Below are 26,981 nucleotides of genomic sequence, written 5' to 3'. Positions count from 1 at the left end.
TGCGGGCCCGCGGTTCGTCCCACCGTGCACTCGGGGTGGCGTATCAGCTAGGCCCGGCGTCAGCGGCGTGAGGCAGGTTCGGCGGGGACGTCCTCGCCCGGCTTGGGCTTCGCGGGCCAGAGGGTGTGGGTGATCGGCCACAGCGACCAGATCGCCAGCACCATCGTCAGGCGGCCCATCCAGCCGTACAGGGCCTCCGTGCGGTCGGCGTCGCCGACCATGGCGATCATCGCGAGCAGGACCCCGCAGCCGATGGCCCACGCGATGAAGCACTTGCCGAACTCGCGCCACTCGTACTTCGTCCGCGCCGCACCGTACTTGGGCTTGCGCGTCGGCGGCGGGCCACCGGCGAAGCGGTGGGCGAAACGTTCGTCCGCCCAGCGGATCCAGCTGTGGCCGAACGCGACCGAGTAACCGAGATAGGCGGCCGCCAGTCCGTGGGTGAAGTCGGCCGTGCCGCCGCCACGCAGGTCGATCACCGTGGCGGTGATGAGCACGACGTCGACCAGCGGGACGCAGATCAGCAGGGCCGCGCCGAGCCGGCGCCGCTTCAGCAGGTAGCGGGCCGAGAGCCCGGCGGACAGGACGACCCAGAAGCCGATCTCACATGCGGCGATGACTGCGAGCAACATGTTTCAAGGATCTGCTGCCGGTCTCCCGGAATCGTCGGCGGCGCCGACGATTTCAGGGGTCCTCCGAACGATGTATCCACCACCCTCACCCGGCGGAGCACGCCTACCCACTGCCCGAGACTCCGGTGGCCCTCCGTCACATCGAGGGAGGGCACGCCAGGGGAAAAGTCGTCATCACGGTGTAAGGCGCCGCTCGTCTTCCCCTCTCTCGTTCCGCCGGCGCCGATCGGCGATGACGACGCCGATGTGAATCGCCATCACCAGGAGCATGCCGGTACCGGCCCCGGCCACCCACCAGACCCGGTCTTTGATGGCCAGGGAGGGCAGCCGCCCGTTCGGGTCGTAGGCCACCAGCAACCGGTCCCCCTTGTGCCGGTCGGTGGTGTCGGCGCCCTTCCGAGCCGCCACCTCGTTCCCCAGCCGGTCGGTGCGCCCGTCGTCGCAGGCCAGCCGGCGATAGTTGTGGGTCTCGCCCCCGCCGGGGGTGTGCCGATACCAGGTGCGTGCCTCGACCACGGTGCACATGTGCCGCGGAGCAGCCCAGTTGAGCGTGACCACGTACCCCGCGGCGGCCGTGGCGACCAGCACGATGCCGCTGGCGAACGCCTGGGCGCCTGAGCCCTTGTCCTCGAAGTGCTCGTGCATGTGCCAGCCGGCCACCAGCACCAGCGCGACGCAGACAAGGGCGAGCAGGATGTACAGCGGGTGGACGCGTATCGCCAGGTAGGCGACACCGGCGAACGAGACCATGACCAGCGGCGCCGCACACAACGCGACCAGCAACCGCAGGAGGAACATTCTGGAACTATCACAGTGCGTACACGCGCTTGTCGAGCCGCGGTGCACTCGCTGCTTCTCGCCCTGACTCCCGGCCTAGCTGATGTCGTCGGCTCGTTCGCCCGTTCGCTTGGGAAGGATGCGGCCGAGGGCGAGGCAGGCGGAGACGAGGGTGAAGGTGGCCAGGCCGATCCAGATGGCTTGGAGGCCGAGGAACGGTACTGCGGCCGCGGCTCCTCCGGCTCCAGCCGTGAGGCTGCCGACCCCCGCACTGTTGTACATGATCACCACTTTCTTTCTTTGTTGAAGAGGGCTTCCCAGAACGCTTTGGCCTGGGCTATCTGCAGGAAGACATCGAAGATCATTTCGATCCAGATGGTGGCGGCGATCGCCATCTGGAGCGGGCCCCGGCGCCGCACGGACACGATCCGTTCCACCATGAAGATGACGGTGACGCCGATCCAGACGGGGTTGAGGCGGAGACCGCCGATGGCCAGCGAGATCGCCAGGGTGACCAGGTAGGTGAAGATGACGACGATGCCGAGCAGGGACAGCGCCTGGCGCCCCCAGTAGGGACGGGTGATCCCGGTCCAGCCGTAGTCGACGAGGTTTTCCAGGGCGCCGCGCTTCCAGCGCAGCCGCTGCCGGAACAGATCGCCCCAGGTGGTCATGACCTCGGTGGTGAGGGTGCAGCCCGGCGGGCACAGGATGCGGAAGTTCAGGTGCAGGATCGCCAGGGTGAGTTCGTTGTCCTCGGTCAGCACCCGCACGTCGTAGACGGACGGCCGGCCGGGCAGCCTCTGGCCGCGCCGGGCCTCGACGACCTCTTGGAGCACGCTCGCACGAAACAGTGTGGCCGTTCCGGTGAGCACCAGGGCGTGGCCGCCGAGGCGGCGGACATCGCGGGCGTAGCGGGCGTACTCGTTGCGCTGGAACATGCCGACCAGGCCACCGCCGGGCTTTCCGGTGAACGTGCCGCCGATCGCGGCGTAGCCGTTCGCCAGGTATTTCACCCCGGTACGGATGAAGCCCGAGTCCAGTGAGGAGTCGGCGTCCATCACCATGACCACGTCGCGGGGACCGCAATGCGGCAACAGCCGGTCCAGGACCTGGTTGAGCGCGCCTGCCTTCTTGTACGTGTTGTCGCGGGTGACCACGACCTCCACACCGCACAACGCGGCCAGGTCGGCGGTCGGGTCGTCGCAGTTGTCGGCGATCACCACGATGTGGTCGGGAAGCCGCTCCTGCAGGTGCAGCGAGGCGATGGTCGCGGTGATGCCCTTGGCCTCGTTGTGAGCCGGGATCAACACCGTCACCCGGAGCTCGGCCGGATCGACCTTCGGCAAGTTGCGCTTGCCGTCCTTGCCGCGCGGCCGCTCACGCCGGACGTGAGCGTGCGAACCGGCCGGCGGCCGCCGGTGCGTCGCGGGCGTCCGCGAGGCGGGGCTGAGCGGAGGCCTGCGGACAGGCGCGTGAGCCGGCTGGAACGCCTGGCCTGGGCGGGTTGCGACCCTCGGACCGGGCTCGGCGGGTAGGCGATGCCGCGGCTGGAGCGGCCGCGGCTGGAGCTGCGGCGTCGCGACCGGAGCGTCGGGCCTGGTGGCCAGAGGATCACCAGTGAAGCGATCGTCCAGGTGGGGCACCCATTGGATGATCGGCTGTGGAGCGGTCGGCGGCCCCCCGGCCTGCGTACCGCCCCGTGCCCCGTCCGATGGCGGAGCCGGCGTCCCCTGGGCGTCAGAAGCCCCGGGTATCACCCCTGTCACGTTCGTTCCCCCGTGTCACTTATGTTCAAGCATAGGTATAGCAGGGGGAAATGCCCAGTACAATACCGATCTTGTTACACCATGTGATCAGCCGGTATCGAAAGCGAGTGCGCGACGGGCGCACGAGTCGTCCGGCGGCGTTCACCAACGGTCCAGGAAGGTTCATGAGACGCCATCTGCGCACGCTGGGCATGATCATCATGGTGCTGGCCTGCGGGACGGTCGCTGTATTGATGAACACGGGGAAGCTGTTCCCCTCGCAGGACAAGCGGCATCGAACTCAGCAGACCGAGCCCGGCCCGACCACGTCCGGGGCCGGGCAGGGCGGCGCCTATCTGCCCGACGTCCCGATGCGCCTGGTGTGGAGGGACGAGTTCAACGGCGCGGCCGGGACGTCGCCCGATCCCCGACGCTGGAAGATCGAAACCGGTTCGCTCGGCAACGGCAGGCTCGACTACCTCACCCGGCGGAACGTGGCGTTGGACGGCAAGGGCCACCTGGTCATCACCGCACGCCGGCAGCGTGCCGGCAAGCTTCCCTACACCTCCGCCCGGATCACCACCGAAGGCCGCTTCGAACCCACCTACGGCCGGATCACCGCCCGCATCAAGACGCCGAACGGCCGTGGTCTGTGGCCCGCGTTCTGGATGCTCGGCACCAACTTCCGCCAGCTTCCCTGGCCGGACTGCGGTGAGATCGACATCATGGAGCGCCGTGGTCACCTGCGGGACCGCGTGGACGCCACCCTGCAAGGCCCCGGCTACGCAGGCGTCGGGCTCACCCGCCACTACTCCCTGGGCCCCGGAGGCGACTTCGGTGCCGCCTTCCACACCTTCACCCTGGACTGGCGGCCCAACAAGATCACTCTCTATGTCGACAACCATGTGGTCCAGACCGCCCGGCCTTCCACCCTCCCTGGCCGCTGGGTCTTCAACCACCCGTTCTTCATCGTCCTGAACCTCGCCATCGGCGGCCGGTACGCCGGAACCCCCGACGCCGGCACCTCTTTCCCGGCACAGATGGCCGTCGACTATGTCCGCGCCTACCAGACCAAACCCCGCTGACGAACCGGCCTCTGGACGATTTGAGAAGGCTCCTCGTCAGAGGCGCAGATGCCGGTGCCGAGGTGGCCGAACTGGCCCTCGGACGCCGGTGCCGGTGGTCGTCCATGAGACCGGGCCGCACTGGCCCTGGCTGTTGAGAAAGCGCGCTCGTGCCCTACCTGGATCCTTGGCCGGCCGACTTGCCCGGCTGCTCTGTTGACCAGGGATGAAGCTGATCTGAAGCAATTCTGAAGCCGCTGATTGCTTGGCTCTGAATCACATTTGTGTGATCGGCCTGACGCGAAGGGGCATGATGAATCATCGGAGAAAGCTGGCGGTGCTGGCCCTGCCAGTGGTCGCCGTTCTTCCACTGGGCACTACCGCGAACGCCGCGGCGGCAACGGCCTCGACCGCCAGAGGGTGTGTGTCCGCAAGCAGCTACATCAGTAACCAGGGTGCTGTCGGCGTCGGAGTGATGTACGAGTGGAGGGGAACGGGCAACCTTTACGCCCAGGGGCTCTACGACAAGGTCCTGCCCGTCGGCCAGCGCACGGACTGCGCCGCCGGCTTCGGCTGGAGCCAGGCCAGGGGCTACTACATCGGCCCTGGGTGGTGCGCCCAACTCAAGACCACCAATGCCCGCGGTGAGTGGTACACGTACGACATTGTCAGGTCCGGGCAACGGGCCCGTCCCAGCCTCGGCCGGACGATCGAGAGGTGGGAGGTCAACCCCGTGTCCTGCGTTTAGCGGCGGGGACCATCGGCGGGCGATATCCCGCGCGGTACCCGGGATCGCCCTTCGGCCACTTCACTGTTCGAGATGCCGATCTCGCAGGCGACTGGTCCGGTGCGCCCCAGTCGGCGCTACTTGGTCTTGTCGGAACCGGGCCTTGTCTCATTAGGCCAGTTAAGGATGTCCTGGGGAACGACGACGGGGCCGAGTTCGGGTAGGTGCCGCTTACGAAAGAGCCTTAGCGATACGTATACGAGCCCTGCCGCGATGGACCCGAGCATGAACGACCAGATGTAGCGGTAATAGAAGCCGCGCGTGGATTTGGCGGCACTGCCGCGTGGGTTTTCCGGGTCGTAACGGACGTTCATCGTGTCCCCTGCACGAGCGCGTTCATCACCACCCATCGCGTTCTTGTCGAGCACCGAGCGGGCGACGCTTCCGTCCTGGGTGGTGAACTCGACCTTGACCTGCACATCCTTGCGCTCATACCCGACGCTGAGGACCCTGGCCGCAACGACGACGCCGTTGCGCTCCAGCTTGATCTCGTTGGACAGATCGATCGCCGCCCATGTTCCCAGCACCACGGCAACGGCAAAAACCCCCGCGGCCTGCCACGCGTACCCCAGTCTCATGTCACTGGGACGGCATCCTGCTCGATCCGGTTGCGACGTGACCGATCAAGGCCAATCGGTGGTGGGACCCTTGTTGAGGCCGCCGTGTGACCCGGCCAGCTCGCGGAGCAACGCCCCTCAACGGCCCCGCGTCGGCGGGGAAAGAGGTGATCGATCGGGCAGCGGCTCACGAGTTACTGTCGGATCATGCGGTTCGAGTACGGATCGGCGTACGACGACGACGCGGCGAATGAGGGCCGGCCGGCACACGAAGTCGAAGCCGAACGCAGGCGCGACATGGCACTGGCTCACGGCGCCGGGACCCGCTCTGTGTCCGAGGCGGCGCGACTGGTGTACCTGCGGTACTCGCCAGACAGCAGCAGCCGGCAGGTGCTTCTGCTGCTCGGCAAGCGCAACTGGGGCTCACTGGACTTCGATGTATGCCCCCGCTGCCGGCGCGCGCACATTTGGAGCCTCACGCTGCCCGCTGTGATGAAGGGGGAGGGCTTCGAGGCCAGAATGGTGCGCATCGCCCTCGCCAAGGTGCCCGATGACCACCGGTGGACGCTTGGCGGCATGGCCGGAGAAGCCCAGCGATTCTGGCCTGGCGGCACCCGTCCGGTACGGGCTCGCGAACCCGACGAGCTGTGCGAGCACCTGAAGAGGCGGCAGCCCGGCAAGCTGCGCGATCTGTGGGCACGGGTGCGGTATTGGCGCCTCACCGGCCAGCTGCACTGGCCTGACTGGCTCTGACAACTGGCGGTACTCCGGTCACGGCATGGAGCTGGGCCCCGTCCGGAGAGACAGGGCCCAGCAGGAAAGCGGTGTCGGCGCGAGACCTTCAGTGACTAGATGGCCTTGCTCGCGGCGTCGTCGAAGAGACTCTTGCCGTCGACCCAGTACGAGGCGTACGAGATGTCGTCGGTGTCGCCGCCTCCCTGGTACCCGCCCAGCACGCCGAAGATGACCTCGTAGCCGGGGTGGCCCTGCTCGGGGAACTGGCCGACCAGGGCCGTTCCGCTGACACCCTCGGCGTAGCCCCTGCACGGGAAGGTGTAGAAGTAGCTTCCCTTCTCGCCGTTCTCGGAGAGATAGACCAGGCGGCTCTGGGTGAAGCACTCCAGGGGGCTGTCGAGGTTCTTGGGGTAGCCGGTGACGTGGGTGGGGATTTCCGGGCAGCCGTCGCCGGAGCAGGGGCCGCGCCACGACAGGTCGGTGAGCTTCGCCCTGCCCCACGGCACCACGTCGCCGACGTACTTGCCGTTCTGCGGCTGCAGGGAGATGAACGCGTAGTCGAAGTCGGGGTTGTTGTTCAGCTTGCCCCACCGCTGGTCGTAGTAGATCGTCTTGATCTTCCACGAGCCGTAGGGGGTGGCGCCCTTGTCGTACTGCGGGACGAAGGTCCACCGGTTGAAGATGACACCGCTCTGCTGGATGCAGTGGGCCGCCGTCGCGATCAGGTTGCGGTGGACGACCGTGGCCGTGCAGCGCTTCTTCACACCCAGGAAGCTGAAGAACATCGCGCCCGCGGCGGGGTCCGTGGCCGCGGCGGCGGCCGGTGCGGTCCGGGCGGGCGCGGAACGGCGCGTCCCCTTGGGGGCGACCTCGGGCGCGTCGAGCGGCTTGGCCTGCCGCATCTCTTCCTTGGTCCAGATCGCGGTCCTCTTCGTGGCGTCGATGGCCGCCGCGCCCCGGTAGCCGCCCTTGCCGGGGGCCGCGTGGTAGGACAGGCCCGCGACCACCCGGGAGGCGTTCGCCTGTCCGAGGTGCAGCACGACCGTGGTGCCTTCAACGCCGAACGAGGCGGGGACCGTTGTGCCGTTGGTGCTCTTGGCCCAGGCGGCGTCGATGTGCCCGACCGGCGTCGCGCCCCGCATGACGTCGAGGCTGCCGTCCGCGTTCCGCGCGATCCGGGCGCCCTGCGGAACCGTCAGCGGGAACCGGAACGTCCGCGGACCCGCCTTCCCGGCCTCGACCAGACCCCGGACGGTCCCGTCGGCCGTGGTCTGCACCGCGGACCGGAACCCGTTCCCCGGATAGACGACCGTCCCCTTCGAGCTGACGACGGGGCGGCCTCCGCCCGGCAGCCCCAGCACCACCGACCCCGAGCCGCTGTCGGCGACGGACACGCCGCGGCGGGCGTCCCGCGCGATCCGCACCGTCGTCGTCGAGGCCCACACCTTGTCGCGGGTCGTCGCCGATCCGACGTCGTCTGCGTCACCGCCGGAGGGGCGTACGAGCCCCTTGACTCCTGTCGTGGCCTCTATGGCCTGCGCCGACGGCTCGTCGGCGTACGCGGGCGCGGGCACCAGGATCGTGGCCGCCACCAGCCCCAAGGCCGGCCCAAGAGTCACACGCATGCGCACCTTCTTCCTTTGGGAAAACACAGTTCAAGATCACCCTAGGTGTCCGCCGGTCGCCCCGAGCGATTGCCGCAGAATCCAGGCGATCGCCCTTTGGTTCGGCACCGGCGGAATCTGATTCGTCTCGGCCAGGACCAATCGCCCTGCGGCGTGCGGCTCTGCTCGGCAGCCGGGCTGGAACCATGCAGACCGTTCCGTCGTGCTCGATCGCGGCGTCCACATGGGATGGCCCGGCCTCGGGATCGCCCAGGGCCGGGCCTCCGTTCAGCGGACTTCTCCCACCACCGCCGCCGCGGGCGCCTGCATGTCAGCCCTGAATCGGGACGACGCCGAAATCGCGCCAAGCGGTACCGAAGTCCTGGTGGATCAGGCCGCTCCATCCGTCGTGCCCGGAGATGATCCCCTTGGCCACCACGCCGTCGTTCCTGAGGCTGAAGACCGGCCCGCCGCTGTCACCGCCCTGGCTTGCTCGCAGTCCGTCCATCTGGATTGCGAGCAACAGGTCGTTTCTGCACGTCCAGTCGCCATCGGAGTCGTAGTCGCAGTAGGAATAGGTGAATCCGTTGCCCTGGGTGTAGTTGCAGATGACACCGCTGACGGATCCTGATGCGCACAGGTATTCGCCGCTGTAGACCCAGTCCCAGCCGTACACGCTCTTGGAGAATTCCCCGGAGCCCACGCCGCCGTCGTAGATCCTGCCTCCGGCGTGGGTGGTCACGAGCAGGATGTCATGCGCCCAGTTCTCGTGACTGGCATAACCGATGGTCGTGACGGATGTGTACCGGCTCACTCGCTCAGGAGGGGTGAAGCAGTGGGCGGCGGTCAGCAGGAATCCGGTCCCGTTGCTGTTCTTGACGCCGAAACCCGATGTGCAGTTGAGTTTTTTGGCCGGGTTCCAAATGCGGGCCCCGCCCCAATAGGGAGCAGTGTCCTCCAAGCGGCTGGCCGACTTGGGAGCCGCTTTCCGTACGACCTTGACGGGGATGCTCGTCTTGGGCAGATCCGTGGCGACCGTTCGGAGGTCGGAGGCGGCGCTTCCCACTTCGATGCTGCTGCCGTCCTGCCTGATCCCGACGCTGTGGACCGGGCCGCCGGGATGCTTCTTCATGTACTCGTAGAGCGGTGTGATGGCGGCCCGCAGGTCGGCTTTGGAGTGCTTCGCGGGTACGACACGTACCGGGGCGAGCCGGCTGGCGGTGCTCATGGCTGTCTTCATCGCAGCCGGAACGTCACCCTTCCAGTGCAGTGCGACGCCGTTCTCCTCCAAGGCGATATCGGCGTATCCGGCGTGCCCGCTCTTTTCCACCTCCCAGCGGAGCACACTGGCAGCCTTGGTCAACGGCTCCTGCGCGCGCATCTTCTTAAGCACGCCCGGATCGATATAGCTGAACGGCTTGTCCTCCTCGATGACGGGCTTGCCATCTTGGAAACGAGTCTGTGCGTTAGCGGCCGTGGCCATGCTCACGGATACCAGCGCGGTGATCACTGCTCCCAATACCCGGAAACCCCGAGATCTCATCGATTCCCCGCTCTTTCTGCTCGCGCGCGTCGTACTCGACGCAGGAGTCAGTCAACATGCCGTGAGGTTAATTGCCGAGAATCAGCGATCGTATTGGCAGGTTTCCGGTGAAGATTGGCAGGCGGCGGATGAGCTCAACCGCACGCATGGCAACGGCGCGCTACGCGGTGCGTCAGGTATCCGCAGGCTTGGGCAGTTTGGCCACGAGCACGGCGGACGCCAGGAACACGGCGACCATGACGCCCAACCCGATGGAGAATCCATTGGCGAGATGCTCGGCGCTCGCGTTCTCCAACCGGCCCTCGGGAACGGCGGCCAGCACAGCCAGGCCGATCACCGCGATACCCGTGGCACCGCCGATCTGCTGGCTGGTGGACAGCAGCCCGGCGGCGGCTCCGGCCTGAGACGAACGGATGCCGGCCAGCACGAGTCCCAGCAGCGGTGCCAGCACGAGTCCCAGGCCACAGCCGGTGACGAAGAGCGGAGGGATGATCCACAGCGACAGCGTCGGATCGTGCACCAGAGCCACCGGGATGATCATCAGTGCGCTGCCGGCGGCAGAGGTCACCGCGCCGGCCAGGGCGACCGTCCGGCCGCCGTACCGGGCGGTGAGCACCTTGGAACGCGTCGAGGTGAGGAACGAGCCGATGGAGTAGGCCACCATGCTCAGTCCGGCCTGGAGCGCGGACTCGCCCAGGCCGTACTGCAGCAGGTAGGAGAAGTAGAGGAAGAACGAGTACAGGGCGCTGAAGAACACGAAGTACAGCAGCACGCCAAGGCGGAAGGCGCGGTCCCGCCACAAACCCGGCGGCAATAGGGGCGTGCGCCCGCGCGCGGCGAGCCGTCCTTGATGGGCACGGAAGACCCAGGCCAGCGGGACGGTGGCGGCCAGCGACACCCATGCCCAGACCGGCCAGCCGTGGTCTCGCCCTACCGTCAGTGGTGCCATCAACGCGACGAGCAGCGCACTCAGCATGACGACGCTGGCCACGCTGACCTGGCCGGCGTCGGCCGCCCGGGTGGCAGGCACCAGCTTCTGAGCGAGGATCAGGGCGACCAGCCCGATGGGCACGTTGATCAGGAACACCGCGCGCCAGCTCGTACCGGCGATGTCGAGGGTGACCAGCGCGCCCGCGAGGATGGGACCGGCGATGGTGGCCAAGCTGATCACGGCGCCCAGCGCGGCGAACCCGGCGGGGCGGCGCTCCGGGGTCAGCACGGTCTGGATCGTGGCCAGCACCTGGGGGTACAGCAGCCCGGCGCTGAGCCCTTGCGCGACACGCGCGGCGATCAGCACGCCGGGGGAGGGGGCCAGGCCGCAGGCCAGCGAGGTCAGCGTGAACAGCAGCAGGCCGGCGCTGAAGATCGCCCTGCGCCCGGCGATGTCACCGAGCCGCCCGCCGGTGACGAGAAGTGTCGCATAACCGACCTGGTAGCCGGCGACGATGAGCTGGACATCGGCCAGGCCCGCTCCCAGGTCGTTCTGGATGGCGGGGGCCGCGGTGTTCACGATGGACACATCGGCCAGCACCATGAAGGCGGCGACCAGCACGAGTGCGACGGCGTGCCCGGGCGAGGCGTGGGCCCGCACCGCCGGTGTGGGCAGGGTTGCCCTGTCAGACATGAATTCTCCTGGTGAAGAGGGTGGGCAGCAAGATCGCTGCCCGTCGTCACCAGGGAGACGACGTCATGCCGGGGCGTGTGACAACCAGATCGCCCACCACCGCGGCAGGCCGCACGCCGAGGCTATCGATGGCCGGATGCGCGAGGCCGGTCGCCGTCGACTACCGGGCTGTCCCAGCCAGAGACGAACCATCGGCTTGCTCCAGTGGCCGGATCGTACGACCGCCGTCTGATCGTGGCGATGTTGCCGCCGTAGACGTGGATCCCGACGGTGGGTCCGTCGCCGACGGCTGCGACGGCATGGACATCGTCGTCGGTGGTGCAGCAGACGGTGACCTGCCCCGGCGTCCACCGCGTCTCGCCGGCCGGCGTCAGTGGCGCGCACGCGGTGGACGCCGCCGGCTTGAGGTACCGGAACTCGTGTTCGACTCCTGCGTAGATGCCGGCGACGCCCCACGTCTCGTGCGAATGCACGTCGGTCCGCTGGCCCACGTCCCAGACCACCGACGCAAGCGACCAGCCGTCGTCGGGAGCGATGTAGAGCGGATACGTCATGTGACGCCCCGACGATGGCCGCGTGACCTCCGGCGGCAGCCGGTAACCGCCGGCCAGCAGATCGGACAGCCGCTCGGCGATCCGCGCGGTGATCTCGTGCTCGTCGTCGGTGCTGCTCAGCACGAGTCCCACGTCGTCGATGAAGCTCTGCAAGTGATCAGGCCGCATGGTGCTCTCCTGTGCGCAGTACCTTCAGTGCGGAACTCCAGGCGATGACCTGGTCCAGCAGCGTGGTGAGGGTGTTCTCGTGGCGTTCCGCCGGTCGGAAGGCCGTGAAGTCCTCGAAATCGGTGAACAGCGACAGCTCCACCTGCGCGCTGACGTGGGCGACCTGGAGACAGCTCACCACCAGCCGCAGGTGCTCGATGGCGCGGGAGCCGCCGGCGCTTCCGTAGCCGACGAACCCGACCGCCTTGTTGGTCCATTCCGCGTAGAGAAAGTCGATCGCGTTCTTCAGCGGGCCGGGTGCCGAGTGGTTGTATTCGGGTGTCACGAACACGAAGGCGTCGAACGAGGCGATCTTCGCTGCCCACGTGCGGGTGTGCGGCCGGGTGTACCGGCCTGTGATCGCAGGCATCGGCTCGTCCAGGGGCGGAAGCGCGAACTCGGCCAGGTCCACCACCTCGAACCTGGCGTCGCCGCGCTTGACCGCCCGGTCATGGACCCAGCCGGCGACCGCCTCACCCTTGCGTCCGGGCCGGGTACTGCCAATGATGATCGCCACGTTGATCATGATCGGGCCCCCGGCGAGATCCGGTACTCGAGGTCCGTGCTGGCGACGACACCGTCCAGCGAGATCGAGACGTGACACCTGAGCTTGCTCATCGTGCCTCCTCAGTCGGCTCGGCGCCGCCATCCGGCGCCCTTCCAATGAGCATGGCCGGATCTATAGATGACGTCTAATGTCAATCCTTCCGCCTTCACATTGATATCCTTGATACATGCTGAACCTCGTTCATCTGAAGGTGCTGGCCGCGGTGGCGCGGCACGGGTCGGTGACCGAAGCGGCGAGGGAGCTGCACTACTCCCAGCCGTCGGTGAGCCATCACCTGTCCCGGCTGGAAGCGGCCACCGGCGTCAAGCTGATCCAGCGGGTGGGCCGCGGGATCCGGCTGACCCCTGAGGGCGAGTTGCTGGCCGTCCGGGCCGCCGAGATCGTGGGCCGGGTCGAGGCGGCGACCACGGAGCTGGCCGCGCAGGTCGGCTTGCAGTCAGGGCGAGTCCGCCTGGCCGCCAACGCCTCGGTGCTGAGCACGATCGTGCCCAAGGCGGCCACCGCGCTGGCCCAAGCGCACCCGGGGCTGGAGCTGAGCCTGTTCGACCGTCACCCGGTCGAAGCGCTGCAGATGCTGCGCGCCGGCGAGATCGACGTCGCACTCATCTTCCAGCACGCCGACGCCCCGGTCGAAGACGACGGATTCCGCCTCGTTCACATCACCGACGACCCGATCTACCTCATCAGCCGGCAGCCCGACGACAGCATCGCCAACCACCGCCACTCACCCTGGATCGGCGGCTGCCAACGCTGCCAGAACGAACTGATCAGCGCGTGCCGGCAGCACGGCTTCACCCCGCGCATCGCGTCACACAGCGACGACATGGTCGTCGTGCAAGCCCTCGTCGCCGCAGGCAAAGGCGTCACCACCCTGCCCGGATTCGCGCTCAAAGCCCACCGCCGACCCGACATCCACGCCACCGAACTCAAGAGCTCCACCCGGCAGATCTACGCCGCCACCTACGGCGACCCACCCGATCCACCCGCTACCACCGCACTCATCCAGGCCATCCAAGAGTCCGTCCCACTGAACGAAGACTGACGCGCCGGCCGGTGCGCCTGAGCCGGCAGCGGATTTCACGGCCTGAGGCGACTCCTGTCGCTCAGATGTGGGCTCGGACTTTGCCGCTGTGGGCTCTGGCGCGGCCGGTACCGGACAGGTCAGAGGCTTATCCCGAAGATCGCCATGGAGAGAGGCTGGGGAGGTTGATGTCTCTGCACCGAGGAGTGATTGGTGTTCTCAGGAGGTACCCGCCGCTTATTGGCGGGAATGTTAGCGGCGAGCGTGATGGCCGCCGTCACGGGAACGGCGCAGACGGCGAGCGCCGGGGTACGGAAGCCCGCGCCCGTTGCGCCGGCCGTGGCGAACGAATTGAACGAGCAAGGACAGGCCACCTACTTCGTCATGTTGAAGGGACGTGCCGATCTGGGTTCGGCCCGTTCACTGACGCGGCATTCCGAACGCGCGGCGGCGGGCTACCAGGCACTGACGCGGACGGCCGAGCGCGACCAGAAGGGTCTGCGCAAGCTGTTGACCGGCGAGGGCGTGCGGTTCGAGGCGTTCTGGGTCGTCAACACGGTGCTGGTCCACGGCGCTGATCGGGCGCTCACCGAGCGGATCGCCTCGCTGCCGGAGGTGGAGCGGCTGGTGGAGCGGCGGAAGGCCGAGCGACGGCCGGAGACACCCGCCAAGGCCGCCGCGGCGGCGGAATGGAACATCCAGCAGATCGGCGCGCCGCGGGTGTGGTCGGAGCGGGGAGTCCGCGGCGAGGGCGTCGTCGTGGCGAGCATCGACACGGGCGCTCAGTACGACCATCCGGCGCTGGTCCGCCAGTACCGGGGACGCACCGCGAACGGCACGTTCGACCACGACTACAACTGGTACGACCCCAATGACTACTGCCAGCGCATCGGCAAGCCGTCCCAGATCCCCTGCGATCTGCACGGACACGGGTCGCACACGACCGGGACGGCTATCGGCGACGACGGCGCGGGCAACCAGATCGGCGTGGCGCCCGGAGCGAAATGGATCGCGGTCGCGGCCGGAGGTCTGTTCCTGCTCCAGGAGGATCTGCTGCGGGCCGGTCAGTGGGTGATGGCCCCGACAGACCGGACCGGCGCCAATCCCCGGCCCGACCTGGCCGCCCACGTGGTCAACAACTCCTGGGGATGGGAGCAGTGGCCGGACGACTTCTACACCCAGATGATCGACAGCTGGATCTCGGTGGGCATCTTCCCGGTGTTCGGCTCGGGCAACAGCGGGCCCGGATGCGGCACGGTGATCCCGCCCGGGCAGGGACCCGGGGCGTACAGCGCGGGAGCGTACGACAGCACGGGACAGATCGCGTCGATGTCATCGCGGGGTCCGTCTCCGCTCGGCGCCGGGACCAAGCCGAACATCGCCGCGCCGGGAGTCGACGTGCGGTCGGCCTCGCCCGACGGCGGCTACGTCCTCCTGAGCGGCACGTCCATGGCGGCGCCGCACGTCACCGGCACGGTGGCGCTGATCTGGTCGGCGGCTCCCCATCTGGTGGGTGACGTCGCCCGCACGAAGCAGGTCATGGACCTCACCGCCACCGACGTCAACGACGTGACGTGCGGCGGCACGGCCGCGGACAACAACGTCTACGGGGAGGGACGGCTCAACGCGCGGAACGCGGTCGAGCTGGCACGGAACATCTCGCCCTCCTGACGGAGGACGGCCGGTGATCTCCGTTCCCGCACGGGATCACCGGCCTTCGCGGGCCCCACCACGCACGTCAGCCGCCGAGCGAGCCCGCTGAGGAGCCTCGCCGCCGCAGCACCGCTCAGCTGTCGAACCGGCATACGGGCTGGTGCCTGGACGACAGCCCGTACGGCCGGCGCACGCTTGAAGGCAACTACTTCACCGGTGGATTGACACCAAGCGCTTGCTCATAGACGATCCCTGCGTATTCGGCGTCGGGCGCTTGTACGCGAGCGGTGGAGAGATGACGAGGATCTGGAAGCGGGTGGGTGCCGCCGGCATCGCCATGGTGCTCGCGACGGTGATGTCACCGGCGGTGTCCGCTCAGCAGCGGCATGCCCTCGCCTTCGATCTGTCCTTCGATCCGGACAAGGGGTCCAAGAGCGGCTCTCCACTGGACCATCTGCCTGGGCACATTCGCCTGCTCGACGTCGACTTGCCGGGCGGCGCCAAGCCCATGCGCGCGGATTGGTCACCTGACGGGGATCGGCTGGTCTTCCTTGACGCGCCGATCGGCGGCGTGTGGGAGTACGACCTGGACGGCGGTGCCGCCCGTAATCTGACGGCGAAGTTCCTGCCGGGAGGTGTGCTCCGGGCTCACCATCTGTCCAACGGTGACCTGGTGCTGTGCGCGCCGCCGAAGCGCAATGCCCATGATCCTGTGTCCGATCGGTTCGCCGGCAGACTGTGGGTCCTGCCACGGCCGCTGGGTTCCCGCGCGCCGGTCCAGCTCGGCGCACCGTGCTGGGAGGGCGTGGCGGTGTCCAAGCAGCCGGGTTCGACGCGCATTGCATGGAACGAGTCGTCGGTGGACTTCACCGCCGACCCGGCAGACATCGTTCGCGAGGCGCTCTTCGGCAGGTCCAGGATCCTCACCGGCCGGATCGTCTACAACCGTGCCGGGACACCGAAGCTGGTCGATCGGAAGGTCGTCCTGGACAAGACCGATGTCAGTGTGATCACACCCGCGGTCGAGGCTCAGGACTTCCGCCGGCTCCACGATCGCGATCGTGATTCCGACGATGAACTGATCTTCAGCGCCTACTTCCACAACGGCGGCCAGGCGATGGGCGTCGACCTCGACACGGGGAAGGTCACCGATTACGCGCCTGGCTCGTGGTTCTACGAAGAGGCCGAGGGCATTGATCCGGCCGGCCGGTACGTGCTGGTCGAGCGAGACCTGGCGTTCGTCTTCTTCCCGGGCGAACTCGACATCTGGCGGCTTGTGCTCGACGGCGGTGGGAAATTCGAAAGGGTCACGACCTTCAACCACTACGCGGGCTACGGGGCCACCAACCCGGTCGTGTCTCCCGACGGCGGCTCAATCGCGTTCCAGCTCGAACGGGCCGACTCCGAACACGGCCAGGGCCACGGTCTATTGCTGTTCGATCTGGCGAAGTGGTCCGGTCGCCCCACGCCGTAAGGCCCGGCTTGTGTGACCAGCGTGGTGGAACCGGCGGGAACGTGGCTGCCTCCGGCCCGGTATCACGCCCGGGGCCAGAAGAGCGTGTGGAAGTCCTGGTGCTGCTCCAGCCGGCAAGGCCAATCCAAATCTGATCGCGGTTTGCGGTGCCGGACCGGCGATCGAGGCTCTCGGAGCCTGGGGGCGGTCAGTGGCCAGGGTCGAGCGGCGCCGGCACGCTACGCACCGACAATCCCCGGCTGCAGGTGCGCTCTGTCGAGCGTCGTGCCGGACGGCTTCGTGAGCGTCGATCGGCCACCCCACTGCATGTGGTCATCAGTGCCACGGCAAACCTCGACCCGACCATGGCGTTCTTCGACCATGGAGCCGACAGCTGTTTGGTCTCCACCGCAGCCAATGCCGCCCGCACGGCGCGGCAACGCCTGGGCGCCAATGCCTCGAACATCGATTTCGCTCACGCCCCCACCCATGAGCAGGTAGCCGCCCTCCACCCCGAGGGCATCGACGCCGTTCTCGATCTCGTCACCCCCGCAGGTGGCGACATCAACCCCTTGACCGACCTGCTCCGCTCCCGGCGGCACCCTGAACCGAGTGCCTGCGTTAACCATGGATTCGCGGGTTGCGCAGATCGTGCTTGTCCATCCAGGCGGCAATGGCCGTGGCAATGGCCTCAGGCTGGTCTTCTGGGGTGTGATGGCCCGCGACGAGTTCGGACTCGGCGATGTCCAGGCACGCGATATTGGTGACGCACCATTCGATCAGTTCGGGTCCCATCATCGCTCCGGGGCCGGGCCGGAAGGTGAGCAACAACTTGGGCACGTCGGCACTGCCCGCGAGCCAGTCGTCGTAGCGTGCGATCCTGGCCACGACGTCGGCTGGTTCCCCGCCGAGTGGCATCGATCGCGCCCATTGCAGGAGCGGCAGTCGGCTGTCGCGCGTCGGGTAGGGCTTGCGGTAGGCGTCGAGGTCCTCTCCGGCGAGCGGACTGGCGACAGTGCCCGGCAGCATTTCGATGAACGCGTTCTGATCGAGCATCATCGCCTCGCCGGCCCCCGGCGTCTTGATCGTCTGGAAGAGCTCGCGTCCCGCTTCGGGGAACTCCTGCCATGACATGGGCTTCACGATCGTCTCGGTGAACGCGATGCCGCGTACACGGCCGGGATGGCGGGCGGCCCAGTCGAAGGCGAGCGCGCCGCCCCAGTCATGTCCGACCAGAACGACGTCGTCGAGGTCGAGCGCGTCGAACCACGCGTCCAGATACCGGGCGTGATCATCGAAGGTGTAGCCGATGTCCGGCTTGCCTGACTCGCCCATCCCGATCAGGTCGGGCGCCAGCCGGCGGCCGGGGTCACCGACGGCCGGCAGGATGTGCCGCCACAGGTGGGACGAGGTGGGGTTGCCGTGCAGGAAGACCACCGGCACCCCGGCGCCGGCCTCCCGGTAGAAGATCGTCGAGTCCAGAACGCTCGTGAAAGGCATGGTGTTTCCTCTGCTGTTGAGCTGACTCGGCGAGGCTACTACCGAGGAGCTAGTAGGTACCTAGAGGAAAGTAATGGGGATGTGGTCGAGGTCACCTCATGGTTTCCGGCGTCCGGTCACTCTGGGGTTCCGGGGACGACGAGCCCCGACTCGTAGGCGACCACGACGGCCTGGGCGCGGTCGCGCAGGCCGAGCTTGGCGAAGATGCGGGCCACGTGGGTCTTGACCGTCGCCTCGCTGAGCTGGAGGTGGGCGGCCAGTTCGGAGTTGGACAGGCCGCTGCCGACCAGGCGGAGCACCTCCTTCTCCCTCGGGGTCAGATCGTCCAGGCCCTGGGGTGCCGGCTTGGGGCGGGCGAATCGTTCGACGAGACGGCGGGTGATGGAGGGGGCCAGCAGGGCGTCACCGGTCGCGACGAGCCGTACGGACGCCACGAGGTGTTCGGGGGTGACGTCCTTGAGGAGGAAGCCGCTGGCGCCCGCGGCGAGCGCGGAATACACGTACTGGTCGAGGTCGAACGTGGTGAGGATCAGCACCCGGCATGCCGGGTCGTCGGCGAGTACCCGGCGGGTGGCCTCAAGACCGTCGATGCCGGGCATCCGGATGTCCATCAGGACCACGTCGGGCCGCAGCCGCCGGGCGGCCGTCACCGCCTCCAGCCCGTCGGCGGCCTCGCCGACCACCTCGATCCCGGCCCTGGTGAGGATCATCCGGAACCCGCCGCGCACCAGCGTCTGGTCGTCGGCGATGAGCGTGCGGGTCATGGCCGCTCCAGAGGTATGCGCGCCCGGACCCGGTAGCCGCCGCCCAACCGCCGCCGCGCGTCGAGGTCGCCGCCGTACACCGCGACGCGTTCGCGCAGCCCGGCCAGGCCGCGGCCGTCCTTGTTCTGAGGTGGGGCGTTCGGAGGTATGGCGTCGCCATTCCCGGTGAGCACGCTCGGGCCGGTGTTGAGCACCTCCAGCCGCAGGTTCCGCGTTCCGTAACTCACCCTCACCTCCGCGGTCGCCCCGGCGGTGCCGTGCTTCAGCGCGTTGGTGAGCCCCTCCTGGATGATGCGGTATCCGGTCGCGTCGATCCCGGTGGGCAGCGGCCGTGGTTCGCCGGTCACCGTCACGTCGACCGGCAGGCCCGCGAACGCGATCCGGTCGACCAGGGTCCCCAGGTGCGCCAGCGACGGTTGCGGGGCGAACGCGTCGCCGTCGCCGTCCGGGGCGGGCGCGAGCACCCCGAGCAGGTGCCGCAATTCGGTCATCGCCTCCCGCCCCGTCTGCTCGACGGCCAGCAGTGCCTCTTCGACCTCGCCGTCGACGCCGTGCCGTGCCGCACCCGCCTGTACGACCATGACGCTGACGCTGTGACTGACGATGTCGTGGAGTTCCCGGGCCACCCGGGCCCGTTCCTCCTCGACGGCGAGGCGCGCCGCGCCCTCGCGTTCACGTTCCACCAGCCAGTTCCGTGCGCCGATCTCGGCGCGCCGCCTGCGCCGCTCCCACAGTGCCCAGACGCACGGAGCCGCGACGAGCAGCGGCACGATCCACTCGGGCAGCATCTGCCCATCCTGGCGCGGACCGGAACGAAACGCATCATCCTGGCGGGTCAGCGCCGTACATCCCTCGGATGACCCGGTTCTGTACTTACATCCAGGGCACGACGCGGGGACGATGCCCCGGCTCATACCGTCACGGCCATGGAACTGATGGTCCAGCTGAAGGACGTACGCAAGGAGTACGGCGAAACCGCCGCGCTCGCCGGGGTGAGCCTCGATGTCCAGGCCGGTGAGGCCGTCGCGGTGATGGGCCCGTCGGGCTCGGGCAAATCGACCCTCCTGAACATGATCGCCGGACTGGACCGGCCCACCTCGGGCACGGTGGTGGTGCGCGGCGAGGACATCACGGAGATGGGCGAGTCAGAGCTGGCCAGATACCGGCGCCGCCGCATCGGCATGGTCTTCCAGTTCTTCAACCTGCTCGACGACCTGCCGGTGCTGGAGAACGTGATGCTGGCCGCCCAGCTGCTCGGGACCCCGCGCAAGCAGGCGCAGGCCCGGGCGATGGAACTGCTCGACGAACTGAGCATCGCTGATCGCCGCAACGCCTACCCGGTGGTGCTGTCCGGCGGGGAGCGGCAGCGCGTCGGCGTCGCCCGCGCGCTGATGAACCGGCCCGCTCTGCTGCTGGCCGACGAGCCTACCGGCGCGCTCGACTCCCGGGCCGGCGAACAGGTCATGGACCTGCTCCTGGACCTCAACCAGATCGGCCAGACGCTGCTCATCGTCACCCACGACGAGCGGCTGGCCACCCGGGTCGCCGACCGGGTCGTCGCGTTCGAGGACGGCCATGTGGCCGCCGAGGTGACCCGGTGAAGGCGGTCTGGCAGGCCGCGCAGTTCGCGGTGCGGCGGCGCAAGCTGCAGACGTCCATCATCGCGCTGGTGCTGCTGCTGTCGACGGCGACGGTCGTGCTGGCGCTGGGCCTGCTCGTCACCGTGGACGGCCCGTACGACAAGGCGTTCGCGCAGCAGCACGGCGCACATCTGATGGTCTCCTACGACCCGGCGAAGGCGACGGCCGCACAGGTGGCGGCGTCGGCGTCCCGGCCGGGCGTGACGGCGGCGGGCGGCCCCTACCGCTCGCAGATCGTGAACGTCCCCGAAACGGGGGGGACCGAGCCGGGGATGCTCCCGCCCGGCCCTCTCACGGTCACCGAACGGACCGGCCGCGGCGACGACCCGGTGGACCGGCTGACGCTCAAGAGCGGTCGCTGGGCCACGGCTCCCGGCGAGATCGTGCTGGGCAGCGGCTACGCGCGTTTCCCCTTCGACCCGACCGGGAGAAAGGTGACCTTCAGCGGCGGGCACACCTTCACCATCGTCGGAATCGGCCGGTCGATCACCCGGTCCGCCGAGGCATGGGTGGCGCCGGGACAGCTGTCCGCCCCGGACGGCCTGCAGATGCTCTACCGCCTCGCCGACCCGGCCGCCCCGGCCGGCACGATCACCGCGGGCCTGCCGGCGGCCTCCAGCCAGTCCTATCTCGCGTCCCGCCAGCAGGCCACCGAGGCCGGAAAGGTCGCGATCCCGTTCCTGGTCGCGTTCGGGATCGCCGGACTGGTCGTCGCGGTGCTCATCATCGGCAACGTGGTCAGCGGCGCGGTGGTGTCGGGGTTCCGGCACATCGGCGTCCTGAAGGCCCTCGGATTCAGTCCCACCCAGGTCACCGGCGTCTACCTGGTGATGGTCACTGCGCCGGGGGTGCTGGGCAGCCTGGCCGGCCTCGTGATCGGCAACGTCCTCGCCGGTGTGGTCACCACCACGCTGGGCGATTCGTACGACCTGCCGACCGCCAGCGGAGTCTCGGTCTGGGTGGACGTCCTGGCCTTCGCGGGCGTGCTCGCGGTCGTCGTCTTCACCGCGCTGGTGCCGGCCGTCCGGGCGGGCCGGATCCCGGCGGCGGTCGCGGTCAGCGCGGGCGCAGCGCCGGGGCGGGGCCGGGCCCTGCGTGTGCAGCGGGCGCTGGCCAGGACGCGGCTGCCGCGCCCGGTCAGCCTGGGTCTGGGCCTGCCGTTCGCCCGGCCGGGCCGTACCGCGATGACCATCAGCGCCGTCGCGTTCGGGGTGGCGGCGGTGACGTTCGCCGCCGGCCTCGACCGGTCCCTCAACTCCTACCTCGCCGACGCGGAACTCACCGAGACCGTCCACGTCGTGGTCCCCATCGACGACCGCCGGCCCATCTCGCTGGAGGGCCGGCCCGGCACTGCGAAGGTCGCGCTCACGCGGTTCGACCAGGTCCACGTGCCGGGGTTCGACCGGGCGGTGCACATGAAGGCCTACCAGGGGGACATCGGCGACCGGCACGGCCACCGGATGGTCCACGGCCGCTGGCTGGCCGCGCCGGGCGAGGCCGTCGTGGGCGACCCGTTCCTGAAGACCAGCGGCAAGAAGATCGGCGACACCGTCGTCGTGACCAAGGACGGCAGGAAGGCCACACTGCGGATCGTCGGGACGGCGCTCGTGGACGGCGGCGACAGCGTCCTCACGGACTGGGCCTCCCTCAACTCGCTCGGTGACCGCAAGACGACACCCGCCGCCCCGGCGTCCGCCGGCCCGCGCACCGGCATGGTCACCTCTTTCCTGGAGGTCACCCTCACCCCAGGCACCTCTCCAAAGGACTACGTCGCCGCGCTCAAGGCGGATGGAGTGGAGGCCGACACGGCCGCTGAGGGCATCGAACCCGGCCAGGTGATCGTCCTCGGGCTCATCGCCCTGCTGACCCTGGGGCTGGCGGCGGTCGCCGCGCTGGGGGTGTTCAACACGGTGATCCTCAACACCCGGGACCGGGCCCGCGACTTCGGCGTCCTGAAGTCGCTGGGCGCGACGCCGAGGCAGGTCCTGACGGTCGTGCTCGCCTCCATGGCCGCGCTCGGCCTGGCCGGCGGCCTCATCGGGCTGCCGCTGGGCGTGGTCGCCCACCACCTGGTGATGCCGGCCATGGCCGACACCGGCGGCATCGTCCTCCCTTACGGCCTGATGGAGATCTTCCCCTGGCCGCTGATGGTCTTGTCCGTCCTGGCGGGCATCGCGATCGCCCTCCTCGGCGCGCTGATCCCAGCCGGCCGGGCGGCCCGGATCAGGACGGCGGCCGTCCTGCATTCGGAATGACCCACCTCCAGCGGCGGGTGGACTTGGGCGGCGGCCGGTCGCTGCACCAAGACGCGCGACCCGTCGCCCGACAGGATGATTGCGCGCACGCTGGGCCGGGCCAACCTGCGCGCCGCGGCGAGGTTAGTACCTGCGGGGGAACGAGCGGAGGCGAGATCCACCTGGGCGGGGGAGGTGTGGGGCTGGAGTGATCACAAGTATTGGAGGGCCAGGTCAAGCACCCCTTAGGAGAGTTGAGATGAGCGCGACCGTGAACCTTCCTGCCCCGCAGACCGCCCTCGGACAGGTGCCCGGGCAAGACTCCCCGGTCCGCTCGATGGGGCCGAAGCGCAGGTCGCCGTTCCGTACGTTGCCGGGCGTGCCGCGGTGGGCGGTGTGGGCGGCGCATGCGGCGGCGTTGGCAGCCATCCCCTCAGGGTTGTGGCGGTTGCCGATGGCGTGGGGGAACTCGATGGGCTTTGGCCAGGAGTTCATAGATGCGTTGCATGCCCCGGGGTGGGGCTCGGTCTATGTCGTCGCCCTGGGTGTACTGACCGAGATGTTCGCGTTCCTCACGCTGGCCCTGATTCAGCCATGGGGTGAGAGGTGGCCGCGTTGGGTGCCGTTCGTCGGCGGCCGGCGCATCAGGCCGCTGGCGGTAGTCATCCCCGCTGTTTTCGGAGTGTTGGGCGTGACGCTCTACAACATCGGCTACATCTACACCGCATTCTTCGCTGACGCCGTGCAGCCCAAGGGGGCAGCACTGTGGCTGATGAACGCCTGCTACGCCCCGATGCTCGCCTGGCCGCCGCTGCTGGCCGCTGTCACCGCCCACTACTGGCGGCGGCGTAAGACCGAGACAACGGCCTGAAGCTCCACAGCCTCGCGGCCCCAAAGCTCGAGCCCGGCCGCTCGGGTCGGTTACGCGCTAACGCGGGAAGCCAGCCGAATGTTGCCGCTGGCTTGAACTGATGAGGAGGTCGTACGGTCTGTTGTGGAGATCTGTGAGAGGTGTCTGCCGTGGAATTTCTCCAACTCGTCGGAATCGTCATCGTGTTCTTCGTCGGCTGCGCCGTCGTCGTCTTGCTCATCCAGACCATGATGGTGATCATCAGCGGTGGCGTGGGAGGCATCGGAACCTTGATCGCGAAGATGCTCGGCTCGTCTCGACCTGCTTCGAGCTATACGGCGGAGGAGTACTTCGACAAGGACCGCAAGGCTCGCAAGCGCAGCAGCGACAACGGGTGAGGCGTCCGCCGTCACACTTCAACGTCCACGATGACCCAATCGCTGATCTCGCGCCACTGGCGGATCGCGTCCTGGTGGAAGGGGTGGACGAGGTATTTTTCGACGTCCTCCATGTCGTTCAGGAGACCGTCGACAAGGAAGTCGTAGGCGATGTCCCGGGTGGACAGGTTGCGCCCGTAGCGCCAGTCGCGCAGCTGGGGGACCTCGGTGCCGACCTTGGCGGCGGTGCGTTCCGCCGCCAGGGCTCGCGGGTCGTTCCAGTCGATTCCCGGCTTGAACTTGAAGAGCACGACGTGTCGGATCACCGGGGCTCTCCTCTGCAGAGGTGGAGGACGTTCAACGCGATCTGGGTGCCGTCCGCGCCGAGCCCCTCCTGGTAGCGGGCCAGGATGTCCATCTCCCGCCGGAGGACCATGCGCGGGCCGCCGGAGCCGACACGGATCTGCTGGATCCGGCCCGACAGCCTGGTGCGCTGGGCGAGCCAGCTCGATGATGCGGGCGTCGAGGTCGTCTATCGCTTCGCGGAGTTCTTCGATCTCGGTCCGGACGTCAGTGGGCTCAGCCATGGCCAGGCTTCCTTCCCGCGCCGCTGCGGAAATCGGCGAGTCTGACGACGGCTTCCTTGAGCCGGTCTTCTGGAGCCAGCAGGCTTACCCGTACGTAGTCGTCGCCATGTTCGCCGAACCAACGGCCGGGTGCCACCGCCACCTTCGCCTGGATCAGCAGGTCGTTGGCGAAGGCGTTCGAGTCCCCGCCGGGAACCGGCAGCCACGCGTAGATGGTTTTCGGGGTGTCCAGGTCCCAGCCGGCGTCCCGCATGCCGGTGACGAACACGTCACGGCGTCGCTGGTAGGTCCTGGCGAGTTCCCGGACGCAGTCCAGTGGGCCGGCCAGGGCCGCGATCGCCGCGTGCTGGATGAACGGCGGCAGCGAGACGTAGTAGTGCTCCTGGATGAGGTCGATCGCGGCGATGACGTCGCGGTTGCCGACGACCGCGCCGATGCGCCACCCGGCCATGTTGAACGTCTTCGACAGCGAGATGAACTCGACGCCGACGTCCTTGGCTCCGTCGGCCTCCAGGAAGGAGACGGGGAGCCGGCCGTCGAAGTCCAGTGCCCCGTAGGCGAAGTCCGACGCCACGACCACGTTGTTGCGGGCCGCGAACTTCACGGTGTCCTCGTAGAACTCCAGCGGCGCGGTCGCGGACGTGGGGTTGTTGGGGTAGTTCAGGAACATCAGCCTGGCCCGGTCGAGGACGGCCGGCCCGAGGGTGCTGTAGTCGGGAAGGAAGGCGTTGTCGCGCAGGAGAGGGAGCGGATGCATGTGCCCTTTCGCGAGGACCACGCCCGCCCAGCAGTCCGGGAACGCCGGGTCGGGCATCAAGCAGATGTCGCCCGGGTTCAGGAAGCACTGGCTGATCTCCACCAGTCCGGTCTTCGCGCCGAACAGGATGGCGACTTCGTGCTCGGGGTCCACGTGGACCCCGTGAAGCCTGTCGTACCACCCGGCGATGGCGGCTTTGAGCTCTGGCAGTCCGGAGAAGGGCGGGTAGCGGTGGGTGGACGGATCGAGCACCGAGGTGCGCAGCGCCTCGACGATGTGCGGTGGGGTCGGGAGATCAGGGTTTCCCTGGCAGAGGTTGACGACGTCCTCGCCCGCTCTGACGAGCCGGTCGATCCTGGCCACGGTCGTGGCGAACGAACTCCTGGGCAGGTCGAGGATGCGCTGTGCGGGCTCAGTCCTCATGGGCCATGACCTTCTCTCGACGTGCATCGGGCGGGTTGCGTTCGTCGCCGTGCAGGTAGGCCCATCCGCTCAGGCCGAACGCGACCAGGGTGATCCCGGCGCAGGTCCAGCCCACGGCGGACAGCCCGTGCGCGGTGAACAGGGGGCCGAGGAGGGCCGCCCCCAGCGCCACGGCGATGTTGGTGGCGAGACTGTAGAAGGCGAGGACGGTCCCGCGATGGCGGTGTGAGCATTCACTGAGCAGAGTGCTGAGCAGCGTGACGACCAGGCTCTGCATCGCGCCCCACAGGAACAGGCAGAGCACCAGCACCGGCGTCCAGCGCGCGACCAGCGGAATGACCACCAGCGCCGGAACCAGCCCCGCCAGCAGGCCGACGAGCACGCGTTCCTTGCCCTGGTCGTCAGCCCATTTGCCGGTGGCGAAGCTGGTCGCGAACCCCAGACCGTACAGAAGGATCATGAGGCTGGTCAGCGGGCTGTCGATGCCGAACCGGTAGTCCAGAGCGCTGCCGAGGAAGGTGTACATGCCGTAGAAGCCGAGCATGTTCAGGAAGGTCGCCAACACGTACACCGCCACCCTCGGAAGCAGGAGCACACGGGCCGCCGAGCGTGTCCATCCTCGCGCCGCCGGCCCTGCGGCCTCGGGCGGACCATCCGCAGGCCGTCTCTGGTCTCTGGTCCGCAGCAGGACGAGCATCACGAAGGCACCCAGGATCGAGAGAACGCCGAACGTCCACCGCCATCCTGTCCACTGCCCGATGTAGGCACCCACCGGCACGCCCAGCACCAGCGACAGCGACCAGCTCGACACGACGATGCCCATGGCCCGGCCGCGGTGCCGGAACGGGATCTGGTCGCCGACGAAGGCGTAGGCGGCGGGCACGAACGCACCCGTGGCCAGACCGGCCAGGGCCCGGCCGGTGAAGAACACCCCCGGTCCGGTGGCCAGCGCGCACAGGACGGTCCCCACGATGAACACCGCCATCCCGGCCAGCAGGGTGAGCCTGCGCGACACCCGGTCGCCCAGCGGGGCGAACAGCAGCGCACCGACGGCCGTGCCGATGCCGTAGGTGCTGACCGACAGCGCCATCACCGCCACGGTCGTGTCGAATGCCTCGGCCATGTCCACCAGCAGGGGGGACACCACGAGCTCTTCCGATCCGACCGCGAAGATCCCCGCCATCAGCCCCAGGACCGTCAGCAAAGGGAAGCCGGTCGCGGCCTCCTTGCCGTCGGGCGCGGTCTCCCTGCTGTCCGGCGCGGTGTCCTTGCCGCCTGGCGTGTGCTCGGGGTCGCCCGCCTTGTCCGGCGCCTCGGCCAACCTT

26 protein-coding genes and 1 pseudogene are annotated in these 26,981 nt (G+C 68.4%); 11 read left to right on the top strand and 16 right to left on the bottom strand.

From position 1 onward, the window contains the following. Positions 1-59: 59 nt before the first annotated feature. The 4 genes from F8566_RS28395 to F8566_RS28380 all read right to left on the bottom strand — a co-directional run bounded on the left by F8566_RS28395 (position 60) and on the right by F8566_RS28380 (position 3,052). The gene (locus tag F8566_RS28395) at positions 60-632 is read right to left on the bottom strand and encodes a hypothetical protein (RefSeq protein ID WP_151564902.1); all 573 of its coding nucleotides are present in this window, start codon (positions 630-632) and stop codon (positions 60-62) included. A gap of 174 nt (positions 633-806) precedes the next feature. Beyond that, positions 807-1,430, bottom strand: a complete 624-nt coding sequence (locus tag F8566_RS28390) for a hypothetical protein (protein WP_151564901.1) — start codon at positions 1,428-1,430, stop codon at positions 807-809. A gap of 75 nt (positions 1,431-1,505) precedes the next feature. Beyond that, a complete protein-coding gene (locus F8566_RS28385) occupies positions 1,506-1,691 on the bottom strand; it encodes a hypothetical protein (RefSeq protein WP_151564900.1) in 186 nt (61 codons plus the stop codon). 2 nt (positions 1,692-1,693) lie between these two features. Beyond that, positions 1,694-3,052, bottom strand: a complete 1,359-nt coding sequence (locus F8566_RS28380) for a glycosyltransferase (RefSeq protein WP_225993604.1) — start codon at positions 3,050-3,052, stop codon at positions 1,694-1,696. Positions 3,053-3,339: 287 nt separating this feature from the next. Between F8566_RS28380 and F8566_RS28375 the strand changes: the two genes are divergently transcribed. Both F8566_RS28375 and F8566_RS28370 read left to right on the top strand, forming a co-directional pair. After that, positions 3,340-4,239 carry a glycoside hydrolase family 16 protein gene (locus F8566_RS28375; RefSeq protein WP_192809895.1) on the top strand — a complete coding sequence of 300 codons (900 nt, stop codon included), beginning with the start codon at positions 3,340-3,342 and terminating at the stop codon, positions 4,237-4,239. Between the two features lie 403 nt (positions 4,240-4,642). Beyond that, positions 4,643-4,966, top strand: coding sequence for a hypothetical protein (locus tag F8566_RS28370; RefSeq protein WP_151564898.1), 324 nt, complete (start codon positions 4,643-4,645; stop codon positions 4,964-4,966). Positions 4,967-5,082: 116 nt separating this feature from the next. On the opposite strand, the gene F8566_RS28365 is transcribed toward F8566_RS28370, so the two are convergent. Beyond that, positions 5,083-5,583 (bottom strand): DUF3592 domain-containing protein, encoded by a 501-nt coding sequence (locus tag F8566_RS28365; protein WP_151564897.1) that lies wholly within the window; start codon positions 5,581-5,583, stop codon positions 5,083-5,085. Between the two features lie 186 nt (positions 5,584-5,769). Here F8566_RS28365 and F8566_RS28360 point away from each other — a divergent pair, with 186 nt between their 5' ends. Next, positions 5,770-6,315 carry a hypothetical protein gene (locus F8566_RS28360; protein ID WP_151564896.1) on the top strand — a complete coding sequence of 182 codons (546 nt, stop codon included), beginning with the start codon at positions 5,770-5,772 and terminating at the stop codon, positions 6,313-6,315. Between the two features lie 95 nt (positions 6,316-6,410). Here the strand turns inward: F8566_RS28360 and F8566_RS28355 are convergent, their stop codons facing one another. From F8566_RS28355 to F8566_RS28335, 5 genes are all read right to left on the bottom strand, one after another. Further along, positions 6,411-7,922, bottom strand: coding sequence for a trypsin-like serine peptidase (locus F8566_RS28355; RefSeq protein WP_151564895.1), 1,512 nt, complete (start codon positions 7,920-7,922; stop codon positions 6,411-6,413). Positions 7,923-8,232: 310 nt separating this feature from the next. After that, positions 8,233-9,411: a chymotrypsin family serine protease gene (locus F8566_RS28350; protein WP_151564894.1), complete on the bottom strand. Its 1,179-nt coding sequence runs from the start codon at positions 9,409-9,411 to the stop codon at positions 8,233-8,235. Between the two features lie 205 nt (positions 9,412-9,616). Next, the gene (locus tag F8566_RS28345; protein ID WP_151564893.1) at positions 9,617-11,068 is read right to left on the bottom strand and encodes an MFS transporter; all 1,452 of its coding nucleotides are present in this window, start codon (positions 11,066-11,068) and stop codon (positions 9,617-9,619) included. 122 nt (positions 11,069-11,190) lie between these two features. Next, the gene (locus F8566_RS28340) at positions 11,191-11,790 is read right to left on the bottom strand and encodes a cysteine dioxygenase family protein (protein WP_151564892.1); all 600 of its coding nucleotides are present in this window, start codon (positions 11,788-11,790) and stop codon (positions 11,191-11,193) included. Then, a complete protein-coding gene (locus tag F8566_RS28335; RefSeq protein ID WP_151564891.1) occupies positions 11,780-12,355 on the bottom strand; it encodes an NADPH-dependent FMN reductase in 576 nt (191 codons plus the stop codon). Before F8566_RS28335 ends, F8566_RS28340 begins: the two co-directional genes overlap by 11 nt. A gap of 208 nt (positions 12,356-12,563) precedes the next feature. On the opposite strand from F8566_RS28335, the gene F8566_RS28330 reads away from it, so the two are divergent. The 4 genes and pseudogenes from F8566_RS28330 to F8566_RS53060 form a co-directional block, all read left to right on the top strand. Beyond that, positions 12,564-13,439, top strand: a complete 876-nt coding sequence (locus tag F8566_RS28330) for a LysR family transcriptional regulator (RefSeq protein WP_151564890.1) — start codon at positions 12,564-12,566, stop codon at positions 13,437-13,439. Between the two features lie 246 nt (positions 13,440-13,685). After that, a complete protein-coding gene (locus tag F8566_RS28325) occupies positions 13,686-15,089 on the top strand; it encodes a S8 family serine peptidase (RefSeq protein WP_192809894.1) in 1,404 nt (467 codons plus the stop codon). Positions 15,090-15,366: 277 nt separating this feature from the next. Then, positions 15,367-16,545 (top strand): TolB-like translocation protein, encoded by a 1,179-nt coding sequence (locus F8566_RS28320; RefSeq protein WP_151564888.1) that lies wholly within the window; start codon positions 15,367-15,369, stop codon positions 16,543-16,545. Positions 16,546-16,691: 146 nt separating this feature from the next. Continuing rightward, positions 16,692-17,000: pseudogene (locus F8566_RS53060) on the top strand (dihydrofolate reductase family protein); the annotation flags it as partial. A gap of 145 nt (positions 17,001-17,145) precedes the next feature. Here F8566_RS53060 and F8566_RS28310 read toward each other — a convergent pair. The 3 genes from F8566_RS28310 to F8566_RS28300 all read right to left on the bottom strand — a co-directional run bounded on the left by F8566_RS28310 (position 17,146) and on the right by F8566_RS28300 (position 19,576). Next, positions 17,146-18,024: a haloalkane dehalogenase gene (locus F8566_RS28310; RefSeq protein WP_151564887.1), complete on the bottom strand. Its 879-nt coding sequence runs from the start codon at positions 18,022-18,024 to the stop codon at positions 17,146-17,148. Positions 18,025-18,140: 116 nt separating this feature from the next. Then, positions 18,141-18,788 carry a response regulator gene (locus F8566_RS28305; RefSeq protein WP_151564886.1) on the bottom strand — a complete coding sequence of 216 codons (648 nt, stop codon included), beginning with the start codon at positions 18,786-18,788 and terminating at the stop codon, positions 18,141-18,143. Then, positions 18,785-19,576 (bottom strand): sensor histidine kinase, encoded by a 792-nt coding sequence (locus tag F8566_RS28300; protein WP_151564885.1) that lies wholly within the window; start codon positions 19,574-19,576, stop codon positions 18,785-18,787. Before F8566_RS28300 ends, F8566_RS28305 begins: the two co-directional genes overlap by 4 nt. A gap of 138 nt (positions 19,577-19,714) precedes the next feature. On the opposite strand from F8566_RS28300, the gene F8566_RS28295 reads away from it, so the two are divergent. The 4 genes from F8566_RS28295 to F8566_RS28280 all read left to right on the top strand — a co-directional run bounded on the left by F8566_RS28295 (position 19,715) and on the right by F8566_RS28280 (position 23,910). Then, complete coding sequence (locus tag F8566_RS28295) at positions 19,715-20,389, top strand: ABC transporter ATP-binding protein (protein WP_151564884.1); 675 nt, start codon at positions 19,715-19,717, stop codon at positions 20,387-20,389. After that, entirely contained in the window at positions 20,386-22,683 is a 2,298-nt protein-coding gene (locus F8566_RS28290) for an ABC transporter permease (RefSeq protein ID WP_151564883.1), read from the top strand. The genes F8566_RS28295 and F8566_RS28290 overlap by 4 nt, the downstream gene beginning before the upstream one ends. Before the next feature lie 238 nt (positions 22,684-22,921). Beyond that, entirely contained in the window at positions 22,922-23,533 is a 612-nt protein-coding gene (locus F8566_RS28285; protein WP_225993603.1) for a hypothetical protein, read from the top strand. 149 nt (positions 23,534-23,682) lie between these two features. Continuing rightward, a complete protein-coding gene (locus tag F8566_RS28280; protein WP_151564882.1) occupies positions 23,683-23,910 on the top strand; it encodes a hypothetical protein in 228 nt (75 codons plus the stop codon). Between the two features lie 11 nt (positions 23,911-23,921). On the opposite strand, the gene F8566_RS28275 is transcribed toward F8566_RS28280, so the two are convergent. From F8566_RS28275 to F8566_RS28265, 3 genes are all read right to left on the bottom strand, one after another. Continuing rightward, positions 23,922-24,215, bottom strand: coding sequence for a Dabb family protein (locus tag F8566_RS28275; RefSeq protein ID WP_151564881.1), 294 nt, complete (start codon positions 24,213-24,215; stop codon positions 23,922-23,924). Positions 24,216-24,468: 253 nt separating this feature from the next. Beyond that, positions 24,469-25,656 carry an aminotransferase class I/II-fold pyridoxal phosphate-dependent enzyme gene (locus F8566_RS28270; protein ID WP_151564880.1) on the bottom strand — a complete coding sequence of 396 codons (1,188 nt, stop codon included), beginning with the start codon at positions 25,654-25,656 and terminating at the stop codon, positions 24,469-24,471. Next, a complete protein-coding gene (locus tag F8566_RS28265) occupies positions 25,646-26,977 on the bottom strand; it encodes an MFS transporter (protein ID WP_225993602.1) in 1,332 nt (443 codons plus the stop codon). Before F8566_RS28265 ends, F8566_RS28270 begins: the two co-directional genes overlap by 11 nt. Positions 26,978-26,981: the final 4 nt, after the last annotated feature.

Origin of the sequence: Actinomadura rudentiformis (assembly GCF_008923185.1) — a bacterium.
GTDB classification, from domain to species: domain Bacteria; phylum Actinomycetota; class Actinomycetes; order Streptosporangiales; family Streptosporangiaceae; genus Spirillospora; species Spirillospora rudentiformis.
The sequence above is the reverse complement of the archived record's forward strand: the minus strand, read 5'-3'. Positions and strand labels throughout refer to the sequence as shown.

Coding starts and splice junctions, on each gene's coding strand:
- F8566_RS28355 (WP_151564895.1), bottom strand. CDS start 7,922: ATGCGTGTGACTCTTGGGCCGGCCTTGGGGCTGGTGGCGGCCACGATC.
- F8566_RS28325 (WP_192809894.1), top strand. CDS start 13,686: ATGGCCGCCGTCACGGGAACGGCGCAGACGGCGAGCGCCGGGGTACGG.
- F8566_RS28375 (WP_192809895.1), top strand. CDS start 3,340: ATGAGACGCCATCTGCGCACGCTGGGCATGATCATCATGGTGCTGGCC.
- F8566_RS28270 (WP_151564880.1), bottom strand. CDS start 25,656: ATGAGGACTGAGCCCGCACAGCGCATCCTCGACCTGCCCAGGAGTTCG.
- F8566_RS28295 (WP_151564884.1), top strand. CDS start 19,715: ATGGAACTGATGGTCCAGCTGAAGGACGTACGCAAGGAGTACGGCGAA.
- F8566_RS28310 (WP_151564887.1), bottom strand. CDS start 18,024: ATGCCTTTCACGAGCGTTCTGGACTCGACGATCTTCTACCGGGAGGCC.
- F8566_RS28390 (WP_151564901.1), bottom strand. CDS start 1,430: ATGTTCCTCCTGCGGTTGCTGGTCGCGTTGTGTGCGGCGCCGCTGGTC.
- F8566_RS28300 (WP_151564885.1), bottom strand. CDS start 19,576: ATGCTGCCCGAGTGGATCGTGCCGCTGCTCGTCGCGGCTCCGTGCGTC.
- F8566_RS28395 (WP_151564902.1), bottom strand. CDS start 632: ATGTTGCTCGCAGTCATCGCCGCATGTGAGATCGGCTTCTGGGTCGTC.
- F8566_RS28335 (WP_151564891.1), bottom strand. CDS start 12,355: ATGATCAACGTGGCGATCATCATTGGCAGTACCCGGCCCGGACGCAAG.
- F8566_RS28305 (WP_151564886.1), bottom strand. CDS start 18,788: ATGACCCGCACGCTCATCGCCGACGACCAGACGCTGGTGCGCGGCGGG.
- F8566_RS28285 (WP_225993603.1), top strand. CDS start 22,922: ATGAGCGCGACCGTGAACCTTCCTGCCCCGCAGACCGCCCTCGGACAG.
- F8566_RS28330 (WP_151564890.1), top strand. CDS start 12,564: ATGCTGAACCTCGTTCATCTGAAGGTGCTGGCCGCGGTGGCGCGGCAC.
- F8566_RS28340 (WP_151564892.1), bottom strand. CDS start 11,790: ATGCGGCCTGATCACTTGCAGAGCTTCATCGACGACGTGGGACTCGTG.
- F8566_RS28345 (WP_151564893.1), bottom strand. CDS start 11,068: ATGTCTGACAGGGCAACCCTGCCCACACCGGCGGTGCGGGCCCACGCC.
- F8566_RS28365 (WP_151564897.1), bottom strand. CDS start 5,583: ATGAGACTGGGGTACGCGTGGCAGGCCGCGGGGGTTTTTGCCGTTGCC.
- F8566_RS28360 (WP_151564896.1), top strand. CDS start 5,770: ATGCGGTTCGAGTACGGATCGGCGTACGACGACGACGCGGCGAATGAG.
- F8566_RS28320 (WP_151564888.1), top strand. CDS start 15,367: ATGACGAGGATCTGGAAGCGGGTGGGTGCCGCCGGCATCGCCATGGTG.
- F8566_RS28385 (WP_151564900.1), bottom strand. CDS start 1,691: ATGTACAACAGTGCGGGGGTCGGCAGCCTCACGGCTGGAGCCGGAGGA.